22 protein-coding genes and 1 riboswitch are annotated in these 22,239 nt (G+C 36.3%); of the genes, 7 read left to right on the top strand and 15 right to left on the bottom strand.

The window, feature by feature from the left end:
• Nucleotides 1–63: 63 nt before the first annotated feature.
• Complete coding sequence (locus ACG916_RS04710; protein WP_419327284.1) at nucleotides 64–744, bottom strand: class I SAM-dependent methyltransferase; 681 nt, start codon at nucleotides 742–744, stop codon at nucleotides 64–66.
• Nucleotides 745–773: 29 nt separating this feature from the next.
• A complete protein-coding gene (locus ACG916_RS04705) occupies nucleotides 774–1,403 on the bottom strand; it encodes a TetR/AcrR family transcriptional regulator (RefSeq protein WP_056511474.1) in 630 nt (209 codons plus the stop codon).
• A 515-nt stretch (nucleotides 1,404–1,918) separates the two neighbouring features.
• Here ACG916_RS04705 and ACG916_RS04700 point away from each other — a divergent pair.
• Complete coding sequence (locus ACG916_RS04700) at nucleotides 1,919–3,160, top strand: transporter (protein WP_419327285.1); 1,242 nt, start codon at nucleotides 1,919–1,921, stop codon at nucleotides 3,158–3,160.
• A 191-nt stretch (nucleotides 3,161–3,351) separates the two neighbouring features.
• The gene (locus tag ACG916_RS04695) at nucleotides 3,352–3,597 is read left to right on the top strand and encodes a hypothetical protein (RefSeq protein WP_004719975.1); all 246 of its coding nucleotides are present in this window, start codon (nucleotides 3,352–3,354) and stop codon (nucleotides 3,595–3,597) included.
• Between the two features lie 89 nt (nucleotides 3,598–3,686).
• On the opposite strand, the gene ACG916_RS04690 is transcribed toward ACG916_RS04695, so the two are convergent.
• Nucleotides 3,687–4,445 carry a phosphodiester glycosidase family protein gene (locus tag ACG916_RS04690; RefSeq protein ID WP_419327286.1) on the bottom strand — a complete coding sequence of 253 codons (759 nt, stop codon included), beginning with the start codon at nucleotides 4,443–4,445 and terminating at the stop codon, nucleotides 3,687–3,689.
• A gap of 189 nt (nucleotides 4,446–4,634) precedes the next feature.
• Here ACG916_RS04690 and ACG916_RS04685 point away from each other — a divergent pair, with 189 nt between their 5' ends.
• Nucleotides 4,635–5,171 carry a lecithin retinol acyltransferase family protein gene (locus tag ACG916_RS04685; RefSeq protein WP_209826074.1) on the top strand — a complete coding sequence of 179 codons (537 nt, stop codon included), beginning with the start codon at nucleotides 4,635–4,637 and terminating at the stop codon, nucleotides 5,169–5,171.
• 57 nt (nucleotides 5,172–5,228) lie between these two features.
• Here the strand turns inward: ACG916_RS04685 and ACG916_RS04680 are convergent, their stop codons facing one another.
• Both ACG916_RS04680 and ACG916_RS04675 read right to left on the bottom strand, forming a co-directional pair.
• Nucleotides 5,229–5,672, bottom strand: coding sequence for an SRPBCC domain-containing protein (locus ACG916_RS04680; RefSeq protein ID WP_336950962.1), 444 nt, complete (start codon nucleotides 5,670–5,672; stop codon nucleotides 5,229–5,231).
• Nucleotides 5,673–5,780: 108 nt separating this feature from the next.
• The gene (locus tag ACG916_RS04675) at nucleotides 5,781–6,833 is read right to left on the bottom strand and encodes an aldo/keto reductase (RefSeq protein ID WP_419327287.1); all 1,053 of its coding nucleotides are present in this window, start codon (nucleotides 6,831–6,833) and stop codon (nucleotides 5,781–5,783) included.
• Nucleotides 6,834–6,937: 104 nt separating this feature from the next.
• On the opposite strand from ACG916_RS04675, the gene ACG916_RS04670 reads away from it, so the two are divergent.
• Complete coding sequence (locus ACG916_RS04670) at nucleotides 6,938–7,834, top strand: LysR family transcriptional regulator (RefSeq protein WP_419327288.1); 897 nt, start codon at nucleotides 6,938–6,940, stop codon at nucleotides 7,832–7,834.
• 24 nt (nucleotides 7,835–7,858) lie between these two features.
• Here ACG916_RS04670 and ACG916_RS04665 read toward each other — a convergent pair whose 3' ends face one another.
• Together ACG916_RS04665 and ACG916_RS04660 are read right to left on the bottom strand one after the other, a co-directional pair.
• Nucleotides 7,859–8,179: a pyrimidine/purine nucleoside phosphorylase gene (locus ACG916_RS04665; protein ID WP_419327289.1), complete on the bottom strand. Its 321-nt coding sequence runs from the start codon at nucleotides 8,177–8,179 to the stop codon at nucleotides 7,859–7,861.
• A gap of 136 nt (nucleotides 8,180–8,315) precedes the next feature.
• The gene (locus ACG916_RS04660) at nucleotides 8,316–10,037 is read right to left on the bottom strand and encodes a glutamine--tRNA ligase/YqeY domain fusion protein (RefSeq protein WP_419327290.1); all 1,722 of its coding nucleotides are present in this window, start codon (nucleotides 10,035–10,037) and stop codon (nucleotides 8,316–8,318) included.
• 168 nt (nucleotides 10,038–10,205) lie between these two features.
• Between ACG916_RS04660 and ACG916_RS04655 the strand changes: the two genes are divergently transcribed.
• From ACG916_RS04655 to nfsB, 3 genes are all read left to right on the top strand, one after another.
• Nucleotides 10,206–10,715 carry a peptidylprolyl isomerase gene (locus ACG916_RS04655; protein WP_105712525.1) on the top strand — a complete coding sequence of 170 codons (510 nt, stop codon included), beginning with the start codon at nucleotides 10,206–10,208 and terminating at the stop codon, nucleotides 10,713–10,715.
• A 92-nt stretch (nucleotides 10,716–10,807) separates the two neighbouring features.
• Nucleotides 10,808–11,530 carry a UDP-2,3-diacylglucosamine diphosphatase gene (locus ACG916_RS04650; RefSeq protein WP_336950957.1) on the top strand — a complete coding sequence of 241 codons (723 nt, stop codon included), beginning with the start codon at nucleotides 10,808–10,810 and terminating at the stop codon, nucleotides 11,528–11,530.
• 592 nt (nucleotides 11,531–12,122) lie between these two features.
• Nucleotides 12,123–12,776: an oxygen-insensitive NAD(P)H nitroreductase gene (gene nfsB, locus ACG916_RS04645; RefSeq protein WP_336950956.1), complete on the top strand. Its 654-nt coding sequence runs from the start codon at nucleotides 12,123–12,125 to the stop codon at nucleotides 12,774–12,776.
• 80 nt (nucleotides 12,777–12,856) lie between these two features.
• On the opposite strand, the gene ACG916_RS04640 is transcribed toward nfsB, so the two are convergent.
• From ACG916_RS04640 to kdsA, 8 genes are all read right to left on the bottom strand, one after another.
• Nucleotides 12,857–13,465, bottom strand: coding sequence for a DUF4303 domain-containing protein (locus ACG916_RS04640; protein WP_419327291.1), 609 nt, complete (start codon nucleotides 13,463–13,465; stop codon nucleotides 12,857–12,859).
• An 82-nt stretch (nucleotides 13,466–13,547) separates the two neighbouring features.
• A complete protein-coding gene (locus ACG916_RS04635; RefSeq protein ID WP_419327362.1) occupies nucleotides 13,548–14,792 on the bottom strand; it encodes a D-amino acid dehydrogenase in 1,245 nt (414 codons plus the stop codon).
• 172 nt (nucleotides 14,793–14,964) lie between these two features.
• A riboswitch (glycine riboswitch) is annotated at nucleotides 14,965–15,053 on the bottom strand.
• Between the two features lie 292 nt (nucleotides 15,054–15,345).
• The gene (locus tag ACG916_RS04630) at nucleotides 15,346–16,614 is read right to left on the bottom strand and encodes a D-amino acid dehydrogenase (protein WP_419327292.1); all 1,269 of its coding nucleotides are present in this window, start codon (nucleotides 16,612–16,614) and stop codon (nucleotides 15,346–15,348) included.
• A 723-nt stretch (nucleotides 16,615–17,337) separates the two neighbouring features.
• Nucleotides 17,338–18,474 carry a rod shape-determining protein RodA gene (rodA, locus tag ACG916_RS04625; protein WP_336950953.1) on the bottom strand — a complete coding sequence of 379 codons (1,137 nt, stop codon included), beginning with the start codon at nucleotides 18,472–18,474 and terminating at the stop codon, nucleotides 17,338–17,340.
• 99 nt (nucleotides 18,475–18,573) lie between these two features.
• On the bottom strand, nucleotides 18,574–19,293 hold the full coding sequence (gene ispD / locus ACG916_RS04620) for a 2-C-methyl-D-erythritol 4-phosphate cytidylyltransferase (RefSeq protein ID WP_419327293.1): 720 nt from the start codon (nucleotides 19,291–19,293) through the stop codon (nucleotides 18,574–18,576).
• On the bottom strand, nucleotides 19,256–19,642 hold the full coding sequence (gene ftsB / locus ACG916_RS04615; RefSeq protein WP_336950951.1) for a cell division protein FtsB: 387 nt from the start codon (nucleotides 19,640–19,642) through the stop codon (nucleotides 19,256–19,258). The genes ispD and ftsB overlap by 38 nt, the downstream gene beginning before the upstream one ends.
• A 399-nt stretch (nucleotides 19,643–20,041) precedes the next feature.
• Nucleotides 20,042–21,331 (bottom strand): phosphopyruvate hydratase, encoded by a 1,290-nt coding sequence (gene eno / locus ACG916_RS04610; RefSeq protein ID WP_004719930.1) that lies wholly within the window; start codon nucleotides 21,329–21,331, stop codon nucleotides 20,042–20,044.
• Nucleotides 21,332–21,376: 45 nt separating this feature from the next.
• A complete protein-coding gene (gene kdsA, locus ACG916_RS04605) occupies nucleotides 21,377–22,234 on the bottom strand; it encodes a 3-deoxy-8-phosphooctulonate synthase (RefSeq protein ID WP_419327294.1) in 858 nt (285 codons plus the stop codon).
• Between the last annotated feature and the right edge of the window lie 5 nt (nucleotides 22,235–22,239).

The raw sequence follows: 22,239 nt of genomic DNA, 5'->3' as shown, positions 1-22,239 counted from the left end.
ATATGACTAATTGATTTACTTTAAAGCAAAAAATGATTTTTAGTTATTACTTAGACGTTTTTCTTAGTCCGTTTTAAATGCAATAAAACCATGATAATTCAATACTTGAGCAAAACTTTCCACACGCTTAAAACCTGCTTGTAAATACAAAGCGCTCATTTCATCAACAGAAATTAAAGCAAAATCTTGTTCAATACGTTCTGCCATAAGTTGCGCCTGTTTTTCTGTTAATCCTGTTGCTAAACTCAGATTTTTTAAAGCTTGTAATTGTTTGGCATTCGAAATTTCCATCAATTCATAACTTAAACATAGACCAGTACTGCTTAGGTGATTTGCAATATCTTTTAAGAATTGTGCTTTTGCATCAACTGGAACAAAATGTGAAACCAAGATAGCCAAAGCCACATCAAAACTCTCATGGACTCGTTTAAGAACAGATGTATCACCTTGTACAAACTGAATTCGAGAACAAAGCCCTAAACCAGCTATATGTTGTTTGGCTTTATCAATCATATTTGCTGCAGGATCGATTGCTGTAAAATTCCAGTGAGGAAATTGCTCAGCCAAATATTGCAGTTCATAACCTGTACCACATCCCACGACTAAAATCTTCGCTTGAGTCAATACATAGCTCTTTAATACAGCATGGACTTGTAAATGTATCAGTTCATAGCCGGGAATTAATCTACGAATATGCGCATCATATCCTTCAACTACAACTGGATTATTAAAGTCCTTTGCCATTCCTTTAACCCTTGCAATGATGATTAATATTATTCCTGAGGATGTTTAACTTTCACTGCCTGCAAACAAAAATCAGCGATTTGTTTTACAAAATACTCTTTATAGCTTTTATCAAAACGCTTGGTCTTGGCGATACTTAAAGGTTCAATCACAACAAAAGTCATTGCACCCACGATGCACAATGCGGTGGTGTTTAAATCCTCAAAAATAAACTCACCTGAATGACGCCCTTCGGTCAAAATTTTAATAATACTTTCTTTAATCAATTGCTTGCTTTGAAAACGTTCTAACTCAAATTGAGGATCGACAGGTTCAAACAATAACGAATAAGAAAGTCGAGGGCTGTTCATTGCCCTTTTTACAAAGGTTGTGACAGCTCGATCTAGTTTTTCTAGCGCGCTGAGTTGGGTATGTGCAATATCATTGAGAATATTGACTTCGATATGAATCGCTGCATTTAAAACTTCAATCAGTACCTGATTTTTATTTTCAAAATAACGATAGACCAGTCCACTTGAAACGCCTGCCCGATCTGCAATCGCTTGAATTTGTGCATCTTTAAATCCTCCTTGTGCAACCAGCTCTCGTGCAGACAATAAAATCATCTCGCGGTTCTGTTGCATTTTCTCTTCCATGACAGAGGATCTTTTATAGTTCATAGCGATACGTAAATTCCTTTCCAAATAAACTGGCAATGAATAGTTTGTCCTTGCTGATACCACAAGGTAATTCAGATTAAATACTAATAAATTTTGCCGCAATAAGCTATCCACCCTGATCGCTTCATTCAATATTTAATAAATCATTGATGAGCTTACAGATCTTGTTGAGGCTATTTTGTACCCTTGCTGATTTATCAATTCCTGATCGATCAAAACAGTCATTTTAAATTACTCCTTTTTAGAAAATGAACCTTTTTAAATCATTAATTGATTCTACAATATTCTTAAATGATCTGAGGCAACTTCTTAAGACAATGCAAACATGAGTTGTCCGATAATCCCCCCTTAAATTGGTCATTAGCCCCCTTTATTAAACCCACTAAAAATGATTCACTAAAATCATAAAGATTTCAGATAAAAATTAAATAAACTAATAGCTTAACCTCTATTGTTCACTTTGTTTATCTGAATTTTATATGCTAAATAAAAAAAACATTCAAGGAAAGAAAAGCATGAAAACTCAATCACTGATTCTCAGTGTCCTCAGCATTTTACCCACTGCATATACTCATGCAGCTGCGATGGATCAATCTGGTCAATCGATACTGGCGTTTCTTGAAGACAAGAATTATTTCGAAGCCAGTATTGCCACAGTTGACCCAGAAGTATCAGGCAAAGTCCGAAATCGACCTGATTTAGTCAATACAGGGAGCAATGATTTAACTACAGGTGATATGGCACAATCATATCAATACTATAATGCTGCTTTAAAACTGCAAATTGCGCCAAAAGTTTCCTTTGGGCTCATCTATGATCAACCTTATGGTGCTGCAATCGAATATCCTTTACGTAGTAATAATACCTTCTCTGATACCGAAATCAGTATGAAAGGTACCATTGCGGATGTTGATACTCAAAATATTGCGATGTTATTTGGTTTTCAGCCAGATGCCCATTTTAACCTTTACGGCGGTGCGGTATACCAGACAGTCAAAGGCAAAGTGTCTTTGCGTGGTAATTCGATGAGTGTGTTTAATGGCTATGATGCTAATTTTAAACAAGATAATGCTGTTGGATGGCTTGCTGGTGCTGCTTTTCAGATTCCTGAAATTGCTTTAAAAGCAGCGGTAACTTATCGTTCTGAAATCAAGCATAAAATAGATGCTCAAGAAACGATTTTTGGACAACCTTTAGCATTCACCACTGATAAAGATACAGAAATCAAAACGCCACAATCGGTAAATTTAGATTTTCAAACAGGCATCTATAAAGACACGCTGGCATATTTAAATGCACGTTGGGTAAATTGGAAAGATTTTAGAATCCGTCCAACACAGTTTGGTGCACTCACTGAACTGGCAACAGCTGAGTTAAGCCAAGGCCTGTATGCTGGTGGATTCAATCTCGATGACTATCAAAAAGACCAATACAGCATCACTATTGGTTTAGGACATCAATTTACACAAAAATGGGCTGCGTCGGCTGATGTTTCATGGGATTCTGGTACTGGAAATCCTGCTTCTGTATTGAATCCTACCAAAGGCGGTTGGGGCTTAGGGTTGGGTGTTCAATACAATCCTGCTGAAAATTATTTTATCGCAGGAGGCATCAAATATATTTGGATTGGGGATGCCACGGCACAAGATGGTACCTATTACATTCCGGTACCCGGTGCTTCAGAAATTGCCCAACAAGGTGATTATCGTGACAACAATGCCATAGGCTATGGTTTAAAAATAGGTTACCGTTTCTAATGCTCAATGCATGATCTTGTTAAAATTGTTTTTAGCGTAGACTTCATTCTAGTGTATATACTTGAGAATGAAGTCTTTTTCTTTTTATTCAAAGACAAATTCATTTTTCCGTCATTTGTATACGCTATAAATTTTAATGATCAATATGAATAAACCTCAGTAAAAAACCAACTTAATTAAAGGATCTAAATATGAAATTATTACGTTTAATTCCAATTCTCGCTTTAGGCACTATCTTAACCGCATGTGGTGGTATGCCAAAGGAATGTGAAGAATCTTGGAAGCATATGGAAGACTTGGCAAAACAAAGTGGCATTCCTGAAGATTCACTAAAAGAACAGAAAAAAGCCTTTGAAGAAGAAATTAAAAAGTTATCTAAAGAAGATGCTATTCAAGCCTGTAAAGCACAGTCTTCAATCATTGGCATGGTTAAGTAATTTATCATTAATCTACAAAATGGATGCTTCAATTTGCAGGCATCCTTTTTTTTCCTGTAAATAAAAACTAAAACTTTAATTTTCACATTTTAATCGTCACAATTTTTTGCTTCACTATAAATAAACATTGGACCTAAATCATAAGTCTGATCATGCCTTTTCACTTGTGGAATAAATGCACTTGAAATTGAGCCATCTAAATATAAAGCTTGATCTGTTTTAAGCTGCGACTTAAAAATATCAGCAAAATTATAAAAATTAATTTTTCCACGACTTATCACGAAATACAGTTGATTATTTTTAATTCCCACCCCATTGCGAACTTTTAATGAATCTGAGTTTTTAACGAAAATTGGATTGATCTCACCATTGATCAACAACATTGGACCAGATTGGGTAGCATAGCGAGCTTTAAAATTAGATTTAAGATATTGCTCTGTGGTTTTAATCACAGCTTGCTTATTGTTCCAAGCAACCACGCCATTGGGTTGCATAAAAAAATTACCAAATTTATTTTTTTGCTGGTTTAATTCTGTTTGTTGTTTACCTTGTTCAATGTATAAACCCACTGGTGCAAAATTTGGATGATACATTCCTGCATTCATGGCAAAACTGATCTGGCATTTTTTATGCTCTTTTTGTACAGCTGCGAACTTTTTATAAGTTTGTCCTTGTTGGTTTTTTAAAAATAGTTGTAGCTGATCAAGATCGTCGATACGTACAGCATCTGCGATCACCTTCTTGTCTTTGATTATTTTGATATAGTCGGTATTGGCATTGACTTGAAAGGAAAGTGCACTCAATCCCATCATGCTTATCAGCGCATATACTCCAGTTTTCAAATTCATAACAACCCCATTCAAAGTGTTATATTTTATCGTGTGATCTATTGAATAATGAAGGCTAATTAGCATTTTTAATGCATTTTTTTACGTAATTATCACTTTAAGGGCTATCAAATTCATTTTGCATCGTTATAATCAAACTATCCTTTCAATTAAATACATGTGTACACTTTATTTGAACTGAGTGGGAATATGCAGACAAAACAAATAGCTAAATACCCGTTAGGTGCGCATTTAATCGTCAAACATTTTGGCTATAGCCATCATGGAATCTATGCTGGAAAAGGTCGTGTTATACATTATTCTGGACTGGCACATTTTGTAAAAAAACGCCCAATCGAAATCACTTCACTTGAAAAATTTTCACATGGTAAAGTGATCCGTGTCCGTTACTATGATCAACCTAAGTTTTCTGGTCGTCATGTGGTTCGACGTATGCGTACACGCATGCACGAAAATAGCTATCATTTAATTATCAATAATTGTGAACATCTGTGTAGTTGGGCAATTACAGGGGTTGAAAGTAGTCCTCAAGTGGTAAAAATGATGAACCGTTTAACCACGATTGGCTATATCAGTTCAATCATGACCTATATGAATGGCTTATTTTTAACAGTTGCAACCACCTGTTTTGCTTTAGTTTTATATATAAAAATGAAACTCAGGGCTCAGTCAAAATTAAAACTTCCAACCTATTTATCTCTTAAAGAACAACAGCCTAAAAAGTAAAATACTCAACGAGGTTCTTCACATGACCTTAAGTAAAGCCCTGATTTTAAAATACCATTAAAATGGTGGAAATTTGTCTTCAACCAATTTGAGTTCTAATCCGTATTCCAAATAAGCTTTTAAACCATCCAGCACTGTGGTGAATCCTCCAGTTGCATCTATAATAAATTGAATTAGTTCAGAGCCTTGAAGCGAAATATCATAATTTCTAATTTTTAAATAAGTTTGCTCTGAGCTGATTTCTTCAAATATAAAATCTACCGATGTTTTGGGTTCACCCCAAGTAATTTGAATCAATTTATTTTCAATAATGTTAAATACCATAACCTTTGAGCTGACTTGATACTTATCCCAACTCCATTGCACAATTTTGCCTTCTTTTAGTGGTCCTGTAGATCGACTAAACCAGAATTTTGAAGTAATGTCAGGATCAATAAATGCATTAAAAACCGCAGACACGGGTTTACGAATTAACATTTGAGTTTCAATGGTTGGATTCATTCTTATTACTCTTCTAAACTTATATTGAATTATATAGATAACAAAGTGATACTGATAACATAAGTGCTATGTAATCAGTATCATGTTTTTGTTAATAAATTTAACCAATTAGTTTTGAATAAGTGATGATTCAACGATGCTCTGATAGCGCTCTGAAAATTGACCATTCCAATATGGATAATATGGATATGCTGGATAAACCGCACTGGCTTGATTTAAACGCTGTAATTGTGAATCCATAAGTACTAGATCTTTTGCAATGAGATTATCTTGCAGTTGTTGTTGATTTCGAGCACCAATCAATACAGTCGAAACGGTAGCTCGTGTTAACAGCCATTTTAAAGCAATTTGTGGGACTGAATATCCCGTTTCTAATGCAATCTGTTTTAAAGTATCGATCACTTGATAAAGATATTCTTTGTTTACGGGTGGTGCAAATTGTGCTGTTTCATGTAAGCGACTATTTTCAGGCATAGGACGCTCACGATCAAACTTACCCGTCAAACGTCCCCATCCTAAAGGACTCCACACAACAGCACCAATATGCTGATCATGATTTAAAGGCATCAATTCCCATTCATAATCCCGACCTATCAATGAATAATACACCTGATGTGCTACCATTTTTTCATAACCATAACGATCTGCAATCGACTGTGCTTTCATCAATTGCCAGCCTGAAAAATTAGATGCCCCGATATAACGAACTTTTCCGCTTCGGACCAATTCATCTAAAGTTTTCATAAGCTGATCGAGTGAAGTAAAGCTATCAAACTGATGTAACTGTAGAACATCGATATAGTCTGTATTTAATCGTTTTAACGATTGCTCTACTGCATGAATTAAATAATGACGACTAAATCCGACCTGATTCACTTGCTCATTGCTACGAAGCGCAACTTTAGTTGAAATAATCGTACTGTGCCGATAAGGCGCTAATGCAATTCCAAGCATTTTTTCAGATTCACCGTCTGAATACACATCGGCAGTATCAAAGAAATTAATTCCTGCATCTATACATGTGCTAATCATTTGATTCGCTTCGATCTGCCCTGTTTGTCCCCATGCAGAAAATAGAGGACCTTTTCCTCCAAAGGTTCCAGCACCAAACCCCAGCTCAGATACTTTTAAACCAGATTCGCCTAAAAAATTATATTTCATGATCATTCACCTTGATTGAATAATGTGTCTCATCACAAAATAACAACTTGGTATTGTTTAAAAAATCAGGATAATAAGAAATTACTTTTTCGATTTTATGGAAAATGAATACACAAGACTTTCATTTCTTCTTACGTGTCGCAGATTTGGGTTCAATCAGCCAAGCCGCAAAAGAAGCCAATATTGCAGTTTCAGTGGCAAGTCAACGAGTGCAAAGGCTTGAAAATCAGCTTAGCCTTAAACTTTTTTATCGCACGACACGTAAACTGAGTCTGACTGAAGAAGCCAAAATATTGATTAAGCAAGGACGTCCACTTCTCGATAGTTTTCAAACATTGACCGAAAATTTAAAGCTTCAAGATCAAAAACTTTCAGGGAGCATTAATATCACGGCTTCCGCAACCTTTGGAACCCAGATACTAGTTCAAGTTATTGCTGAGTTTTTAAAACACCACCCTGAATTATTAATCAATCTAGATTTAAATGACCAAAATGTAGATCTTATTACCCAAGGTATGGATATCGCAATTCGCATAGGCAAACTACAAGACTCTTCTTTAATTGCAAAACCTTTATCTATCAATAAACGCTTACTTTGTGCTGCACCTGAATATCTAGCTAAATTTGGTATCCCCAAACGTTTAGAGGATTTACAGCGACATCGTTGTATCGTGCAGCGTCATCAACAAGGCATCACCAATACATGGAACTTTCTGGATCATGCTAAATCCAATCAAAGATTAAATATCCACGTAAATGGCTATTTTATTAGCAACTCAGGCGAAGGGATTCGTCAGGCGTCTTTGGCAGGGCTCGGCATATCCAATCACTCACTTTGGCATGTCAAAAACGATTTAGATTCAGGAAAACTGGTTCATGTGCTTCCTAATTTTATGGTAGAACCCACTGCTATTTATGCTGTTATTCCAGATAAAAAATTAATCTCTGATAAAGTAAAAGTTTTTATTGAGTATTTACAGGATTACTTTAAAGAATTCTAATGATGATTTGCCTAACATTATTCGTTATTCTAAATGACAAACATAATCTACAACTTCGCTAGATTGCAGACTAAAACGACTATTTGCAGGTACAGTAAAAGATTCTCCACAACTGTAGACCTCCATTTCTTCTTGATCTGCTATCCGAACCAAGCATCTTCCAGAAACAATTTCAATGCGCTCAGTCACATGAGTTTCAAAAGTTAAAGGTTTCTCTGTGGGTAAAATTACCCCCAATGTTTTCTTCGAACCATCTTTACATTCGATAAGATAACTTATTGATCGTCCTTTATAATGGACATTAGGTTTAATATGGACCGTAACAAAATCAAATTGGGAAGACATATATTTGTCCTGATTATTATTTGTGCATTTACTATATCTTTTTTCTATAGTATTACTCAATCAATTTTAAACAACATGAAAAAAACCTAGCCAAAGCTAGGTCTTAATTCATGATTTCATTCAGGATTGAATAAAATTATTTACCCGGTTTAAAGCTATCTTTCAAATCTAAGACACGATTGAACACAGGTTTATCTGCTGTATGATCATATTGATCCGCAACAAAATAACCCTCGCGTTCAAACTGGAAACGATCTTCTGGCTGCGCTTGTGCCAAAGCAGGCTCAATTACCGCTTGAAGTACTGTTAAAGATTCTGGATTTAAATTTGCTAAGAAATCATCATCCGCATCTGGTGCAGCTTCGGTGAATAAACGATCGTAAACTCGAACCTCAGCAGGAATCCCTTTCGACGCAGAAACCCAATGTACAACGCCTTTCACTTTACGACCTTCTGGGTTTTTACCTAAAGTTTCCGGATCAATAGAACATTTCAACTCGATCACTTCGCCATTGGCATCTTTAATCACTTCATCACACTTGATCACATACGCATGACGTAAACGCACTTCACCCTCAGGAACTAAACGTTTAAAACCTTTTGGCGGAACTTCTTCAAAGTCTTTACGATCAATAAAAATTTCAGAGGTTAAAGGAATAATACGATCGCCCATATCTACATTTGGATGACGTGAATGGCTTAAATTCAAATCTGCTGGCAAGTTGGTCAAAGTCACTTTCAGCGGATTTAAAACAGCCATACCACGTGCTGCTGTATTTTCAAGGGATTGGCGAATACAGAATTCAAGCATAGCCACATCAACGATACCGTCTGTTTTAGATACACCTACACGCTTACAAAACTCACGTAACCCTTCAGGAGTAAAACCACGACGACGCATGCCCACCACAGTTGGCATACGCGGGTCATCCCAACCATGAACATAGTTACCTTCTACTAATTTACGTAATTTACGTTTAGAGGTAATCGTATAATCTACATTTAAACGGCTAGATTCATACTGACGTGGAACCGATTGTGAGTGCACTTTCTCAACAACCCAATCATAAAATGGGCGATGGTCTTGAAACTCTAAGGTACATAATGAATGTGTAATCCCTTCAATCGCATCTGACAATGGATGAGCATAGTCATACATTGGGTACATTTTCCATTTATCACCAGTTTGGTGATGTTCTGAATGAAGTACACGATATAGAATTGGATCTCGCATATGTACATTTGGTGATGTCATATCAATTTTGGCACGTAATACTGCTTCACCTTCGGCCAATTCACCATTGTTCATTTTTTCAAAACGAGCAAGGTTTTCTTCAATAGATGCATCACGATAAGGTGAGTTTTTACCTGGCTCGACAAAATTACCACGGTTAATTCTAATTTCTTCTGGGCTTTGTAGATCTACATAAGCATCGCCCTGTTTGATCAACTGAACTGCCCAAGCATGTAATTGGTCAAAATAACTTGATGCATAGCGAGGTTCGCCATTCCATTCAAAACCTAACCATTTTACATCATTGGCAATACCGTCAACATATTCTTGTTCTTCAGCATCTGGGTTGGTGTCATCAAAACGCAAGTTACATAAACCATCGTATTCTTGAGCGATACCAAAATTTAAGCAAATAGCCTTTACATGGCCAATATGTAGATAACCATTTGGCTCAGGTGGAAAACGCGTAACAACTTTTTGTGTACGGCCCGCTGCCAAATCTTCTGTAATGACTTGGCGTACAAAATCTAAGCCCGCTTGTTGTTCTTGCTGCGCATTATCGACAGGGCTTGGACTATTTGTCGGAGTTTTCGGCAGTTCTGAAACAACATCATTTGGCTTCATAGTTGATAAATCACTTCTAAAAGTTAAAATTGAATATATAAAATGTGATTTTATCCTTTTTTAACAAAAGAATTTCACATTTTTACTTGCTATGTAGTTTACAGTTTGCTTATGCTTCTCTCAACCAAAAACCCATGACATTTTTAGTCATGATTAGGAGATTATAGAATGAGTTTTCCTCAAGTCGAATTAAACACCAACAAAGGACGCATTGTTCTTGAACTTAACTCTGAAAAAGCACCAAAAACTGTTGCTAACTTTTTAGAATATGTTCGTGATGGTTTTTATGATGGCGTAATCTTCCATCGTGTTATTGACGGTTTCATGATCCAAGGCGGTGGCATGGATGAAAACTTCAAAGAAAAAACCACACGTGATTCAATTGAAAATGAAGCGGACAATGGTTTAAGCAATGATGAGGGTACAGTTGCAATGGCACGTACTCAAGCACCTCACTCTGCTTCTGCACAATTTTTCATCAATGTAAAAAATAACTCTTTCCTTAACCATACAGGTAAAACTGCTCAAGGTTGGGGTTATGCAGTATTTGGTAAAGTGACTGAAGGCTTAGACATCGTTGAAGCAATCAAAGGTGTTCGTACAGGTAACCGTGGTTATCATGCTGATGTTCCTTTAGAAAACATTGTGATTGAATCTGCAAAAATTATCTCTGAATAATTTATAAATCCTCCCGGAGCTTCTTTTAAATAAAGGGATATTGTTCCCTTTACTAAGCAAGGTTAGGAGGAGTTATTAAATAGGAAAAATAAGTGACCTATCTGTTTATCGCTGATTTACATTTGTCACCAGAACACCCTCGACTGGTTCGAGGGTTTTTTGATTTATTAGAACACTATAAATATCAACATACACAACTGTTTATTCTCGGTGACTGGTTTAATGCTTGGATTGGGGATGATTATACTGCGCCTTGGTTAGATGAAATTATTGAGCATCTAAAACAATTTTCCTTGCAAGCTGGTAATCAAATTTATTTTCAAGTGGGTAATCGTGACTTTGCTTTAGGGGAAAAATTTTTAAATCAGTTTGATGGCAAACTACTTCCCGAATTTTATACATTTACCATAGCTGATAAACAATTTCGACTTGAACACGGCGATGCTTTATGTACCGATGATATCTCTTATCAACGATTTAAGAAAATTATTCGCAATCCGATTGTATTGGGACTTTTAAAAAGTACTCCACTTGGTTTTAGACAAAAACTTGCTAATGGTTTTCGTAAAAAAAGCCGTGAGTCTCAACAAAATAAGTCCTATGAAATTATGGATGTTAACCAACAAGCAGTAGAAAAAGCAATTAATAATGTCGATCTGTTGGTTCATGGTCACACTCATCGCCCTGAAATTCATGATGTAAATGGTAAAGCTAGAATTGTTTTAGGAGATTGGCGTGAAAAAACATCTGAAGCAATGATTTTAGAAGTGGATGAAAATGCGGATTGGAAATTTATTAAGTGGATTATTCAATAACTCCCCCCTTAAACTAAACAGATTTAATAATTCCATAAAATTAAAACCATCCAAACATGAATCAATATCACAGAAAGCTTAATAGTAAAAATAGACGAGAATGCTTATTAGTATATTATCCAGCAGAGAGCAAAAATTGAGCCTATAAATAATATTATGTCTTTCAATTTATTCCACTTTTTCATGGAGTAAAAAATGATAAAAGAATTTTAATACTTAATTATTAAAAAATGTCTTTTCCTCTACACTACTCTATCAAATTTCTCTTAAGTTAATACTGTTAAATGAGTTTCTGATCATTCTAAAACCAATGATTTTTCTGCTGTAATTAACGAATCCAGTCTATTGTAATACCAGATAAATAGCGGATTTAAGAGTTTAATAAAAACACGAAATAAAATATTAAGAATTAATCAATTAATTTATGCTTTTTTGCAGGGGTATATTGGTTCAAATTTAATCCATTGATAAAATTTACAAATATTTATCACAGCTAAAAAAGATTTTTCACCTTTATTTACGTTTTGAAGATTCACATTTCGCCATTTTAGCATACAATATATCGAAAATTTACGATATATGAGATCGCCTTATGGATGTATTAAATGTAGCAAAAACACGTTACACCACAAAAGCTTATGATTCTTCTAAAAAGATTCCTCAAGCACAATTTGCACGTTTACTTGAAATCCTGCGTTTAACCCCATCGTCAATCAATATCCAGCCTTGGCATTTTTTTATTGCTGACAATGATGCAGCTAAACAACGTATTGCTAAAGCCTTAGTCGGAAAATATAGCTACAACGCACCAAAGGTTTTAGATTCATCACATACGATTTTATTCTGTACCAAAGCAGATATTACAGAACAGCACCTGAGTAATTTACTTCAGCAGGATGATCTCAGTGGCCGCTTTAAAGATGACAAGGCTAAGCAAGGTCAAAAAGACAGTCGTACAGGCTATGTCTCTTATTATCGCAATGAAAAAGGTGATATTCAGCGCTGGGCGGAAAATCAAACCTTTATCGCACTGGGTCAAATGCTATTAGCTGCAGGTATTGAAGGTATCGATGCAACGCCAATCGGTGGTTTTGACGAAGATATTCTGACTGAAGAATTAGGCTTAATTGAAAAGAATTTGGTCCCGTCTGTGATTATGACACTCGGTTATCGTAGTGATACTGACTTTAATGCAAAATTGCCCAAGTCTCGTTTAACCCAAGAAGATGTCTTTACTCGTCTATAACGTTTAAAGTGCTTGCTTCCACTCAATAAGTGCTGTGGGGCACATCACGTCCCTCAGCATTGAATCATAAGCATATTTTGTTAAGAGAAATCACTTTCACAGGCATCCATAAATTCATTGATTAATGCACTTGGATTGGCTCTTTTGGTCCACGAAATGGGTTCTTCATAATATTCAAGCTCATGAATAATGACTGGAAGATTTTTCCCAAATGTATCTTGAAGAATATTTTCAGAAAATAATTGCTGAACTATTTTGATTATTTGTGTAATAAACAATTGAGCAAACTGCTCGCCTTTTTCTAAAAGTTCATTAAATAGTGCATCATCTTCTTGTTCAGCATATTCCATCTGTTTTTGAGAATAATAAAATGGTGTTTGCTCAAACCATTGTGCCAAAAGCTGATCATTCTCTCCCCCAATATCCCAAGACGGTTGTTGTAACCAATAGGCATAATTCCATTTCGCTTCAGCTTGACTCGAAGATTCAGAAATTTGCGACTCAAACTGTTCAATGGTATTAAAGTTCAGCTCAACTTTGGGAAAACAAGGTTCATCATCATCACAATAATAGTACAAGGCCAAGGCGTACACATCGTGATAATTTTGTGCAATATATTGAATCGATTCAACTAACTTTACATAGCTCGTTTCATGCCAGTGCTTTTGAGTTGTTGATTCTATATTCATAACACACCTAATTATTTTTACCAGCACTCTGGTGAATATGGACATTCACCAGAGTGCAAATACAAAAATATTGCCTATACGATTAAATCGGATGCGAGCTTGCAATTTCCTGACTAATCATCACAGCTGTTGCAGCAGACAACGTCCAGCCTAAATGTCCATGCCCTGTATTATAAAATACCCGTTCACGTTTTCCACGTTTTACCACAGGCATCATATTCGGCATCATTGGTCGTAAACCCGCCCACGGGATACAATGCTCGGTTGAAATATCGAAGTTCTTATTGACCCAATCTGTTAAAGGTTGGATACGATCTGAGCGGATATCTCGATTATAGCCATTAAATTCAGCAGTTCCAGCAATACGTAAACGATTAGCGCCTAATCGTGACGTGACGATTTTCGCGCTTTCATCGAGCAAGCTGACCCAAGGTGCACCATTAATACTTTCTTCATCATTCAATTGTACGGTGATCGAATAGCCTTTTACAGGATAAACATTCACACGATCGCCCAATTGATTGGCCAATTGATAACTACCAACACCGCCACAAATCACCACGGCATCTGCACTGAGTTGTTCAACTGCTACTGAACCACCTTCCATGTTTTCAACACTCGAATGATATTGAATATTCACCCCATTGGCAGTGTGTTCTACATTAATAACTTCCATACCAAATAAATATTTTACCCCATATTTTTCAGTCGCTTTGGCAAGTCCAGTGGTAAATTTATGAATATCCCCCGTTGCATCACCTGGACAATAAAAGCCTCCATAGTACTCACCCGTCAAACTCGGTTCGATAGATTTAATTTCTTCATTGGTCACTGCATGGCGTTCTAAACCACCTTTACATAACAGCGCATTGACGTTGGTTGCCACTTTATAATCATATTCAGAATGGTAGAAATGCAAGATGCCACGTTTTTCTAAATCAAAATCAATCCCTTCTTGTTCAGCAATATTAAATAGCCTTTGACGCGCTAAAAGTGCCATTTTCACTGTATTTTGAGTATTTGCTTCATAGTGTTTGATATTGCCAAGGAATTCGACCAGCCATGCATATTTGTGCAAATCAAAAGATGGATTGAGCAATAATGGTGCATCTTTCTTCGCCATCCATTTAATACCTTTTAACACAGTGGATTTTTGATTCCACACTTCAGCATTACACGCAGACAGCTGTCCACCATTGGCAAATGATGTTTCCATTGCGGGAAATAAATGTTTATCAATAACAGTGACTTGATAACCTAATTGAGCAAGTTCATAGGCAGAAGTAACACCTGTAATACCAGAACCAATAATGACGACATGACACATACGCACACTCCGTTGAAATGCAATATTTTTAATTACATTGTCAATGTATGCCCCATCTGTCATGTGTACCTGAGAGCTTCGATAAAAACCTAAACTATTTAGGCTTTACCATCCCCTTCGGTGAGTCATTTCTTTTTTGTTTTCAATAGAATGACTTCTCTCCAGAGGTTTTACAATGATTACAGTCCTTTTGCCTGAGAGTTTCCGGGGTCGTTGCTCCTTCGGCGAGTCCGCAAGAGACTTCTCTCCTGCAATCATCTTTCCTTGTATTAGCAATTAATATGCCATGAATTTGCTCGAATACAAGTAAAATATGTTCAATTATTATCTAATTTTTAAATCGCTTAAGAATTAAATAGCTTAGTCAATAACTTGATCACTGACTCTGGCTTTGTTGTAGCTTGATTGAAATTAGCCTAAATCGCTTAATCTGAATTTCTTCATCAAAACCACGAAGTGAAAGCATAAACCAATGCCAAAAATGCACATTGGAAAATGAAATTGCCAATTCTGTGACTTGCTAACTTTGGTTCATATCAGTTTCACAAACATCTTAGTGATTCACTGAGTCATATCGAAACACATTCAAATCATCATATTCAATTTGTGGCGTGGTTCCAGAAATAATGTCTGATAATAATTTTGCAGAACCACATGACATAGTCCAACCCAAGGTACCGTGCCCTGTATTGGTATATAGATTTTGATACCTTGTTTGACCAACAATCGGGGTACCATCTGGTGTCGCAGGTCTTAAACCCGTCCAGAAATGTGCATCTGATAAGTCACTTGCATTTGGAAATAATTGTTGTAAAACCATAAGCAAAGTGTCTTCACGACTAGATTTTAACGAGCGATCAAACCCATTAATTTCAGCCATCCCCCCTACACGAATTCGATCATCAAAACGGGTTAAGGCAATTTTATAAGACTCATCTAAGATTGTAGACACTGGTGAAAGTGCTGGATCAACAATTTTGGTGGTAATCGAATAGCCTTTTAATGGATATACAGGCGCATCAATTTCCAATTGTTTGAGCATTTCATGACTATAGCTGCCCAGTGCCATGACATAAACATCTCCCTTGATTTTACGACCATCTTTTAAATGAATTGCGGTAATCCGATCAGCATCTTTTTCGATTGATTCTATTACCGTATTAAATAAAAAATTGACCCCTTGTTTGGCTGCAAGCTCCGCCAACTCTGTTGTAAATTTTTGGCAATCGCCTGTCTGGTCATTCGGTAAACGCAAACCACCAACAAAATCAACAGTTGCGTGGGCTAAAGCAGGTTCAGCCTTGATTACGCCAGCTTTATCCAACAACTCAAATGGCACGCCTTCATGTTTTAAAACTTCGGTATCTTTGCCTGCCACATCCAATTGATGTTGTTTTCGAAAAAGTTGTAATGTGCCTAATTGGCGCTCATCAAAATGAATCTTAGTCTCCGCACGTAATTCATCTAGACAGTCACGGCTATATTCAGAAATCCGTACCATTCGCTCTTTATTGATTTGGTAGCGATTGATATTACATTCAGCCAACATACGGATCATCCACTGATACTGATGCATATCACCCGTTAGCTTAATTGCCAATGGTGAATGTGGTTGAAACATCCATTTAAACGCTTTTAATGGAATACCTGGTGCAGCCCAAGGCGACGCATAACCCGGCGAAATCTGCCCAGCGTTGGCAAAACTGGTTTCTAAAGCCACATTGGGTTGCCGATCGATCACAGTGACTTCATGACCTGCTTGTTTTAGATAGTAGGCGGATGTTGTACCAATAACACCAGCTCCCATGATGATGATATGCATATTGAACCGAACCTTATACGATTTAATCGTCTTATAATAAGAATAATGTAGTTAGAGAAATAATTTATATGACTATTTTAATTTAGCACTTAGAACAGATTTAGCAATACTGATTTGATGTTGAAGTGTCAGCTTAAATTCGATTTCAAATAGATAAATCATTCACAATATCACATGATTTTTAAACCATCAGCAAATTATAGCTGCCTAGTCAAAAAACTCAGACATAAGAATACAATTTCTCCTAATTAATATTTTTAGTTAAATTAATTGCATAAAAAAAGAAATTGTTCCGTTATAAAAAAACTTGCAATGCCACACTTTACATTCAAAGTTTCAATACCTTTGCGTTGGCGATACCTCACTTTTCGTAGGAGATGCCAAACCTTGCGATGCAAACAAAGCAGTGCTTTTTCTTTACTCATGAGCGCCGCCCAACGGCGACATCCATGTCGCCACACAATAGAACAACCATCTATGATTCAAAAGTACGCCAGACGAATTTAAAACCAACAGTATCTAAAAGTTCATCCAAAAAAATAATTATTATTTATGATCAATAATTTGATGCATTGCACTTGTATGAATAATTAGGTAGTTTGACAATCTAAGGAACTTAAATTTAAGAAAAACTTTTTTTTTATTTATATTTGATACTATCCTCCTCTAAAAAAGAGAAGGAATAGCTTTAGTTTAAGAAATTTTAAATTTTGAAGATTCTATTTATTTATGCGTATGGATAGACATAACGATACCAAAACTCGCTAACAACGCAATTACCGCCGATCCACCATAACTCATAAGTGGTAATGGATCACCAGTCACAGGTAAAATCCCACTGACCATACCAGAGTTTACAAATACATAGAAAAACAAAGACAAACCAATCGTACCTGCCAATAAACGACCATAATTATGGAAACTGCTTAAGCTAATGATCATACATCTAAAAATCATTGCGGTATAAAGTGCAAATAAGAAGAATACCCCAATAAAGCCAAATTCTTCTGCATAGGTCGACATAATAAAATCAGTATGATGTTCAGGTAAATAGCCCAACTGAGACTGTGTTCCTTCTAAGAATCCACGCCCTGTCATTCCGCCTGAACCAATCGCAATTTTAGATTGGATAATATTCCATCCTGCCCCAAGCGCATCTGACTCAGGATCAAATAAGGTCATAATCCTTTTCTTTTGATAAGCTTGTAATACAAAAGTCCAAATTAAAGGGAACGCCAGTGCCAATGCTGCTAAAGTCCCAATAATTAAAGTCCACGACATGCCACTTAAAAACAAAGCAAACACGCCACCAATCACGATACCAATTGCCAAGTCTGGTTGTAATAATGCTAATACGAAAGGCACCATCATAATAATCAAGGCAATTACAATATGTTTAAACTTTGGCGGCAACGGGTTACGTGCAAAATACCATGCCATCATCAGTGGCATGGCAAACTTCATAAATTCGCTAGGTTGCATACTGCCAATCCCTGGAATGGTCAACCAGCGCTTTGCACCTAATCGAACATCACCGACCAATAAAACCAGTATCAACAACAAAATTGCAAACAAATAAAACCAAGGGCTAATCGCTTGATATACTTTTGGTGGAATTTGTGCACAAATAAAAAGCAAAATAAAACCAACACCGAAACTCACGGCTTGTCGAATGACCATAGACATATCTTCAGAAGATGCGCTATAGACCATCAATAAACCCAAAATTGCATTGATAATTAAAAAGCCCAATAACCAAGGATCAAGGTGTAGTTTGTCCCACCTTGAAACTTTTTGATTAATACTTAAACCATCTCTGACTGATTGACGTAAAAACTTATACTGTGGCGATGGTGTCATGAATACAAATCTTAAACCTAGTTTAATCTGGTCAAATTATAGAGATAAATAGCGGTTGAGAAAATCAATCAATGCATAATTATTTTTATTTTCTTTGTTTTATTGCTGCGATTGCAAAATTAACTTGGCCAACTCCAAATCATCTGGATAAGTAATTTTAATATTATCAGAACGCCCCATCACTACTTTGACAGGTTCATTGATATATTCCAATGCACTCGCCTCGTCTGTAATGACAATATTATTCGCTAAAGCTTTTTCGATTGCCGTTTTAAGCTTTGAAAAGGTAGAAATTTGTGGTGTTTGTGCTTGCCACAATTGATCACGACTGACTGTTTTATTTATATCTTGCTGATTTTCAACACACTTCAAAGTATCTCGTACAGGAATTGCAAGAATTGCACTGCTGTTCAGGTTTATTGCGGTATCGACTAAGTTTTCAAGACATTGCTGTGTCACACAAGGACGAGCAGCATCATGTACAAAAACCAAATCATCGGCTTGTGCAAATTGTTCTAAATAACGCAAGGCATTTAAAACTGAATCAACACGTTCTGCACCACCCAAACAAAAATGACTCAAATGTTTATTTTTTAATGGCAATGTTTGAGCATAATGATCTTGCTCACCCACAGCGAGTACATAACCCGCAAGTGGTAAATCGTTTAAACGTGCTATGGTATGCGCTAAAACTGTTTGATTTTGGATGACTTGGTATTGTTTTAGTTCAGTTTTTGAAAAACGACGACCTGAGCCAGCCGCAGGAACAATTGCCCAAATTTTACGGTTGTTCTGGCGCAGGTTCGTTGTCATCTTCATTGGTTCTTAAATCTACACTTGGATCGGTATAAATAGGTTTGTAATGGGTACTAATGGTACTCATTTGTACAAAAGTTTCATGTGGCTTTACTAAGCCAAGGTCTAAACGTGCATGTTCTTCTATGGCTTCAGCACCATTTTTTAAATCATACACTTCAGCAGCAAGAATTCGGTTGCGTTCTTTTAACTCAGCATTGACTTCAGCTTGCTGTTCAATTTGCTGTAGTAAAGCTTGATGAGGGAAATGACCACCCTCACCAAACCAAAAGCGATATTGTAATACCACAACAATTAAAATCGCGAGTATTGCAATCACTTTACTTGAAGTTGTTTTAAAGACTTCTAACATGTATTTGCGTCTTGAGTAACAGCATTAAATTAAGATGCTAATATACATCAAATATTTTGTATGAAGAACACTAAACTATGCGAAAACTGCAAAACTAGAACAAAATAAATTCTCTTTTTTATAAAAAAATAATTATGTGCTCAATAATCTACTTGGTAATTAAAAATTTAAGAATTATCTTTATGCTAAAAACTCATATATCGCGATATTATTTATTATAAATTTTTTTTCCACAAACTATGCTAATTAAACTCCACCTCTAAATTTCATTATTTATCAATTACATCATATTAAATCTCAATTAACACATACTATTCTTGATTATTGTTAGCGAATAAAAAGCCATTCCCTATATCAAATAAAGGAATGGCCTTTTTTAAATTAAATCAATAAAAGATATTAATTTAAACCTTTAAACTCAGCTTTACCGCGATAAGCAGCATGAGTCAATTCTTCAATACGAAGCAATTGGTTATATTTTGCAACGCGGTCAGAACGGCAAAGTGAACCAGTCTTAATTTGACCTGCTGCTGTACCTACAGCAAGATCTGCAATTGTAGAATCTTCAGTTTCACCAGAACGGTGTGAAATCACAGTGCTGTAGCCATTTGCTTTAGCAAGATAGATTGCATCTAAAGTTTCAGACAAAGTACCAATTTGATTGTATTTAATTAAGATAGAGTTACCTACTTTCTCATCAATACCACGTTGTAAAATCTTAGGATTTGTAACGAACAAATCATCACCGACCAATTGGATTTTATCGCCTAGGATAGAAGTCAAATAGCTCCAGCCTTCCCAATCAGACTCATCTAAACCATCTTCGATTGAGATAATTGGATATTGTTTAACAAGACCAGCAAGATAGTCAGCAAATTGGTTACTTGTGAATGCTTTGTTGCCTTCACCTGCAAGAATATATTGACCATTTTTGTAGAATTCTGAAGATGCACAATCAAGTGCAAGCATAATATCAGAACCTGCTTTATAGCCAGTTGTTTCAATTGCAGAAAGAATAACAGTAATTGCTTCTTCATTTGAACGTAAGTTAGGCGCAAAACCACCTTCATCACCAACTGCTGTATTTAAACCTTGCTTTTTCAATACAGATTTCAAAGCATGGAAAATTTCAGCACCAGCACGTAAAGATTCAGCAAAAGATGTGAAACCTACAGGTTCAATCATGAATTCTTGAATATCAACAGTGTTGTCTGCATGTGCGCCACCGTTCAAGATGTTCATCATTGGAACAGGCATAGACAAAGTTGTTTGGCCACGAAGATCTGCAATATATTGGAATAGTTCAGTTTTCTTCTCAACAGCAGCAGCACGCGCAGCAGCTAAAGATACAGCTAAAGTTGCGTTTGCACCTAATTTTTCTTTGTTTTCAGTGCCATCAAGCGCAATCATTTTGTCATCAAGTGCTTTTTGTTCAAATACGTTTTGACCTTTTAATAAGTCTTTGATTTGACCATTTACGTTTTGAACAGCAGTGCGAACACCTTTACCTAAGTAACGTGATTGATCACCGTCACGAAGTTCTAAAGCTTCACGAGAACCAGTTGAAGCACCAGATGGTGCACATGCACGGCCAACAACGCCAGAGTCTAGGATTACGTCTGCTTCGATGGTTGGGTTACCACGAGAGTCCAAAATTTCACGTGCACGAATGTCAACGATTTGGCTCATGAATAATTCCTCAGTTGATTAAAAATAAGATGCTTTCTAAGCGCATCAATGTGTATCTAACTTTTTGAAACCTTTAACTAAGGTATCCAATTCTTTTAACTGCGCTAAAAACGGCTCAAGCTGCGACATACGTAATGCACAAGGTCCATCACATTTTGCATTTTCAGGGTTTGGATGACTTTCTAAAAACAAACCTGCAAGCCCAGTCGCCATACCTGCACGAGCTAAGGTTGTGATTTGAGCACGACGTCCGCCTGCTGAATCTGCACGACCGCCCGGTGTTTGCAATGCATGCGTTACATCAAAAAATACTGGTACATTCATTTCTTTCATGGTGTCGAAACCCAGCATATCAACGACTAAGTTGTTATAGCCAAATGACGTACCACGTTCACACAAAATGAGTTTGTTATTACCCGCTTCTAAACACTTATTTAGAATATGGCTCATTTCACGAGGAGAAAGGAATTGCGCTTTTTTGATATTAATAATGGCTTGAGTTTTCGCCATTGCTTCAACCAAATCAGTCTGACGACTGAGAAATGCTGGAAGCTGGATAATATCTGCAACTTCAGCGACAGCGGCAGCTTGGTGAGGTTCATGGACATCGGTAATAATCGGAACATTAAAATGCTTTTTAATGTCACCTAACCATTCGATACCTTTTTCCAAACCAGGGCCACGGAACGAATGTAAGCTTGAACGATTGGCTTTATCAAAACTGGCTTTAAATACATATGGTATTTCTAAACGCGTACAGATATCGACATAAGTTTCTGCAATTTCAAAAGCTAAGTCTTTCGACTCAAGTACGTTCATGCCGCCGAATAATACAAATGGCAAGTGATTTGCCATTTGTATATCGCCTAAACGTACAATTTCTTGTGGTTTTAATTGTGACATTTAAA

Origin of the sequence: Acinetobacter legionensis, assembly GCF_048552295.1 — a bacterium.
Taxonomy (GTDB): Bacteria; Pseudomonadota; Gammaproteobacteria; order Pseudomonadales; family Moraxellaceae; genus Acinetobacter.
The sequence above is the reverse complement of the archived record's forward strand: the minus strand, read 5'-3'. Positions and strand labels throughout refer to the sequence as shown.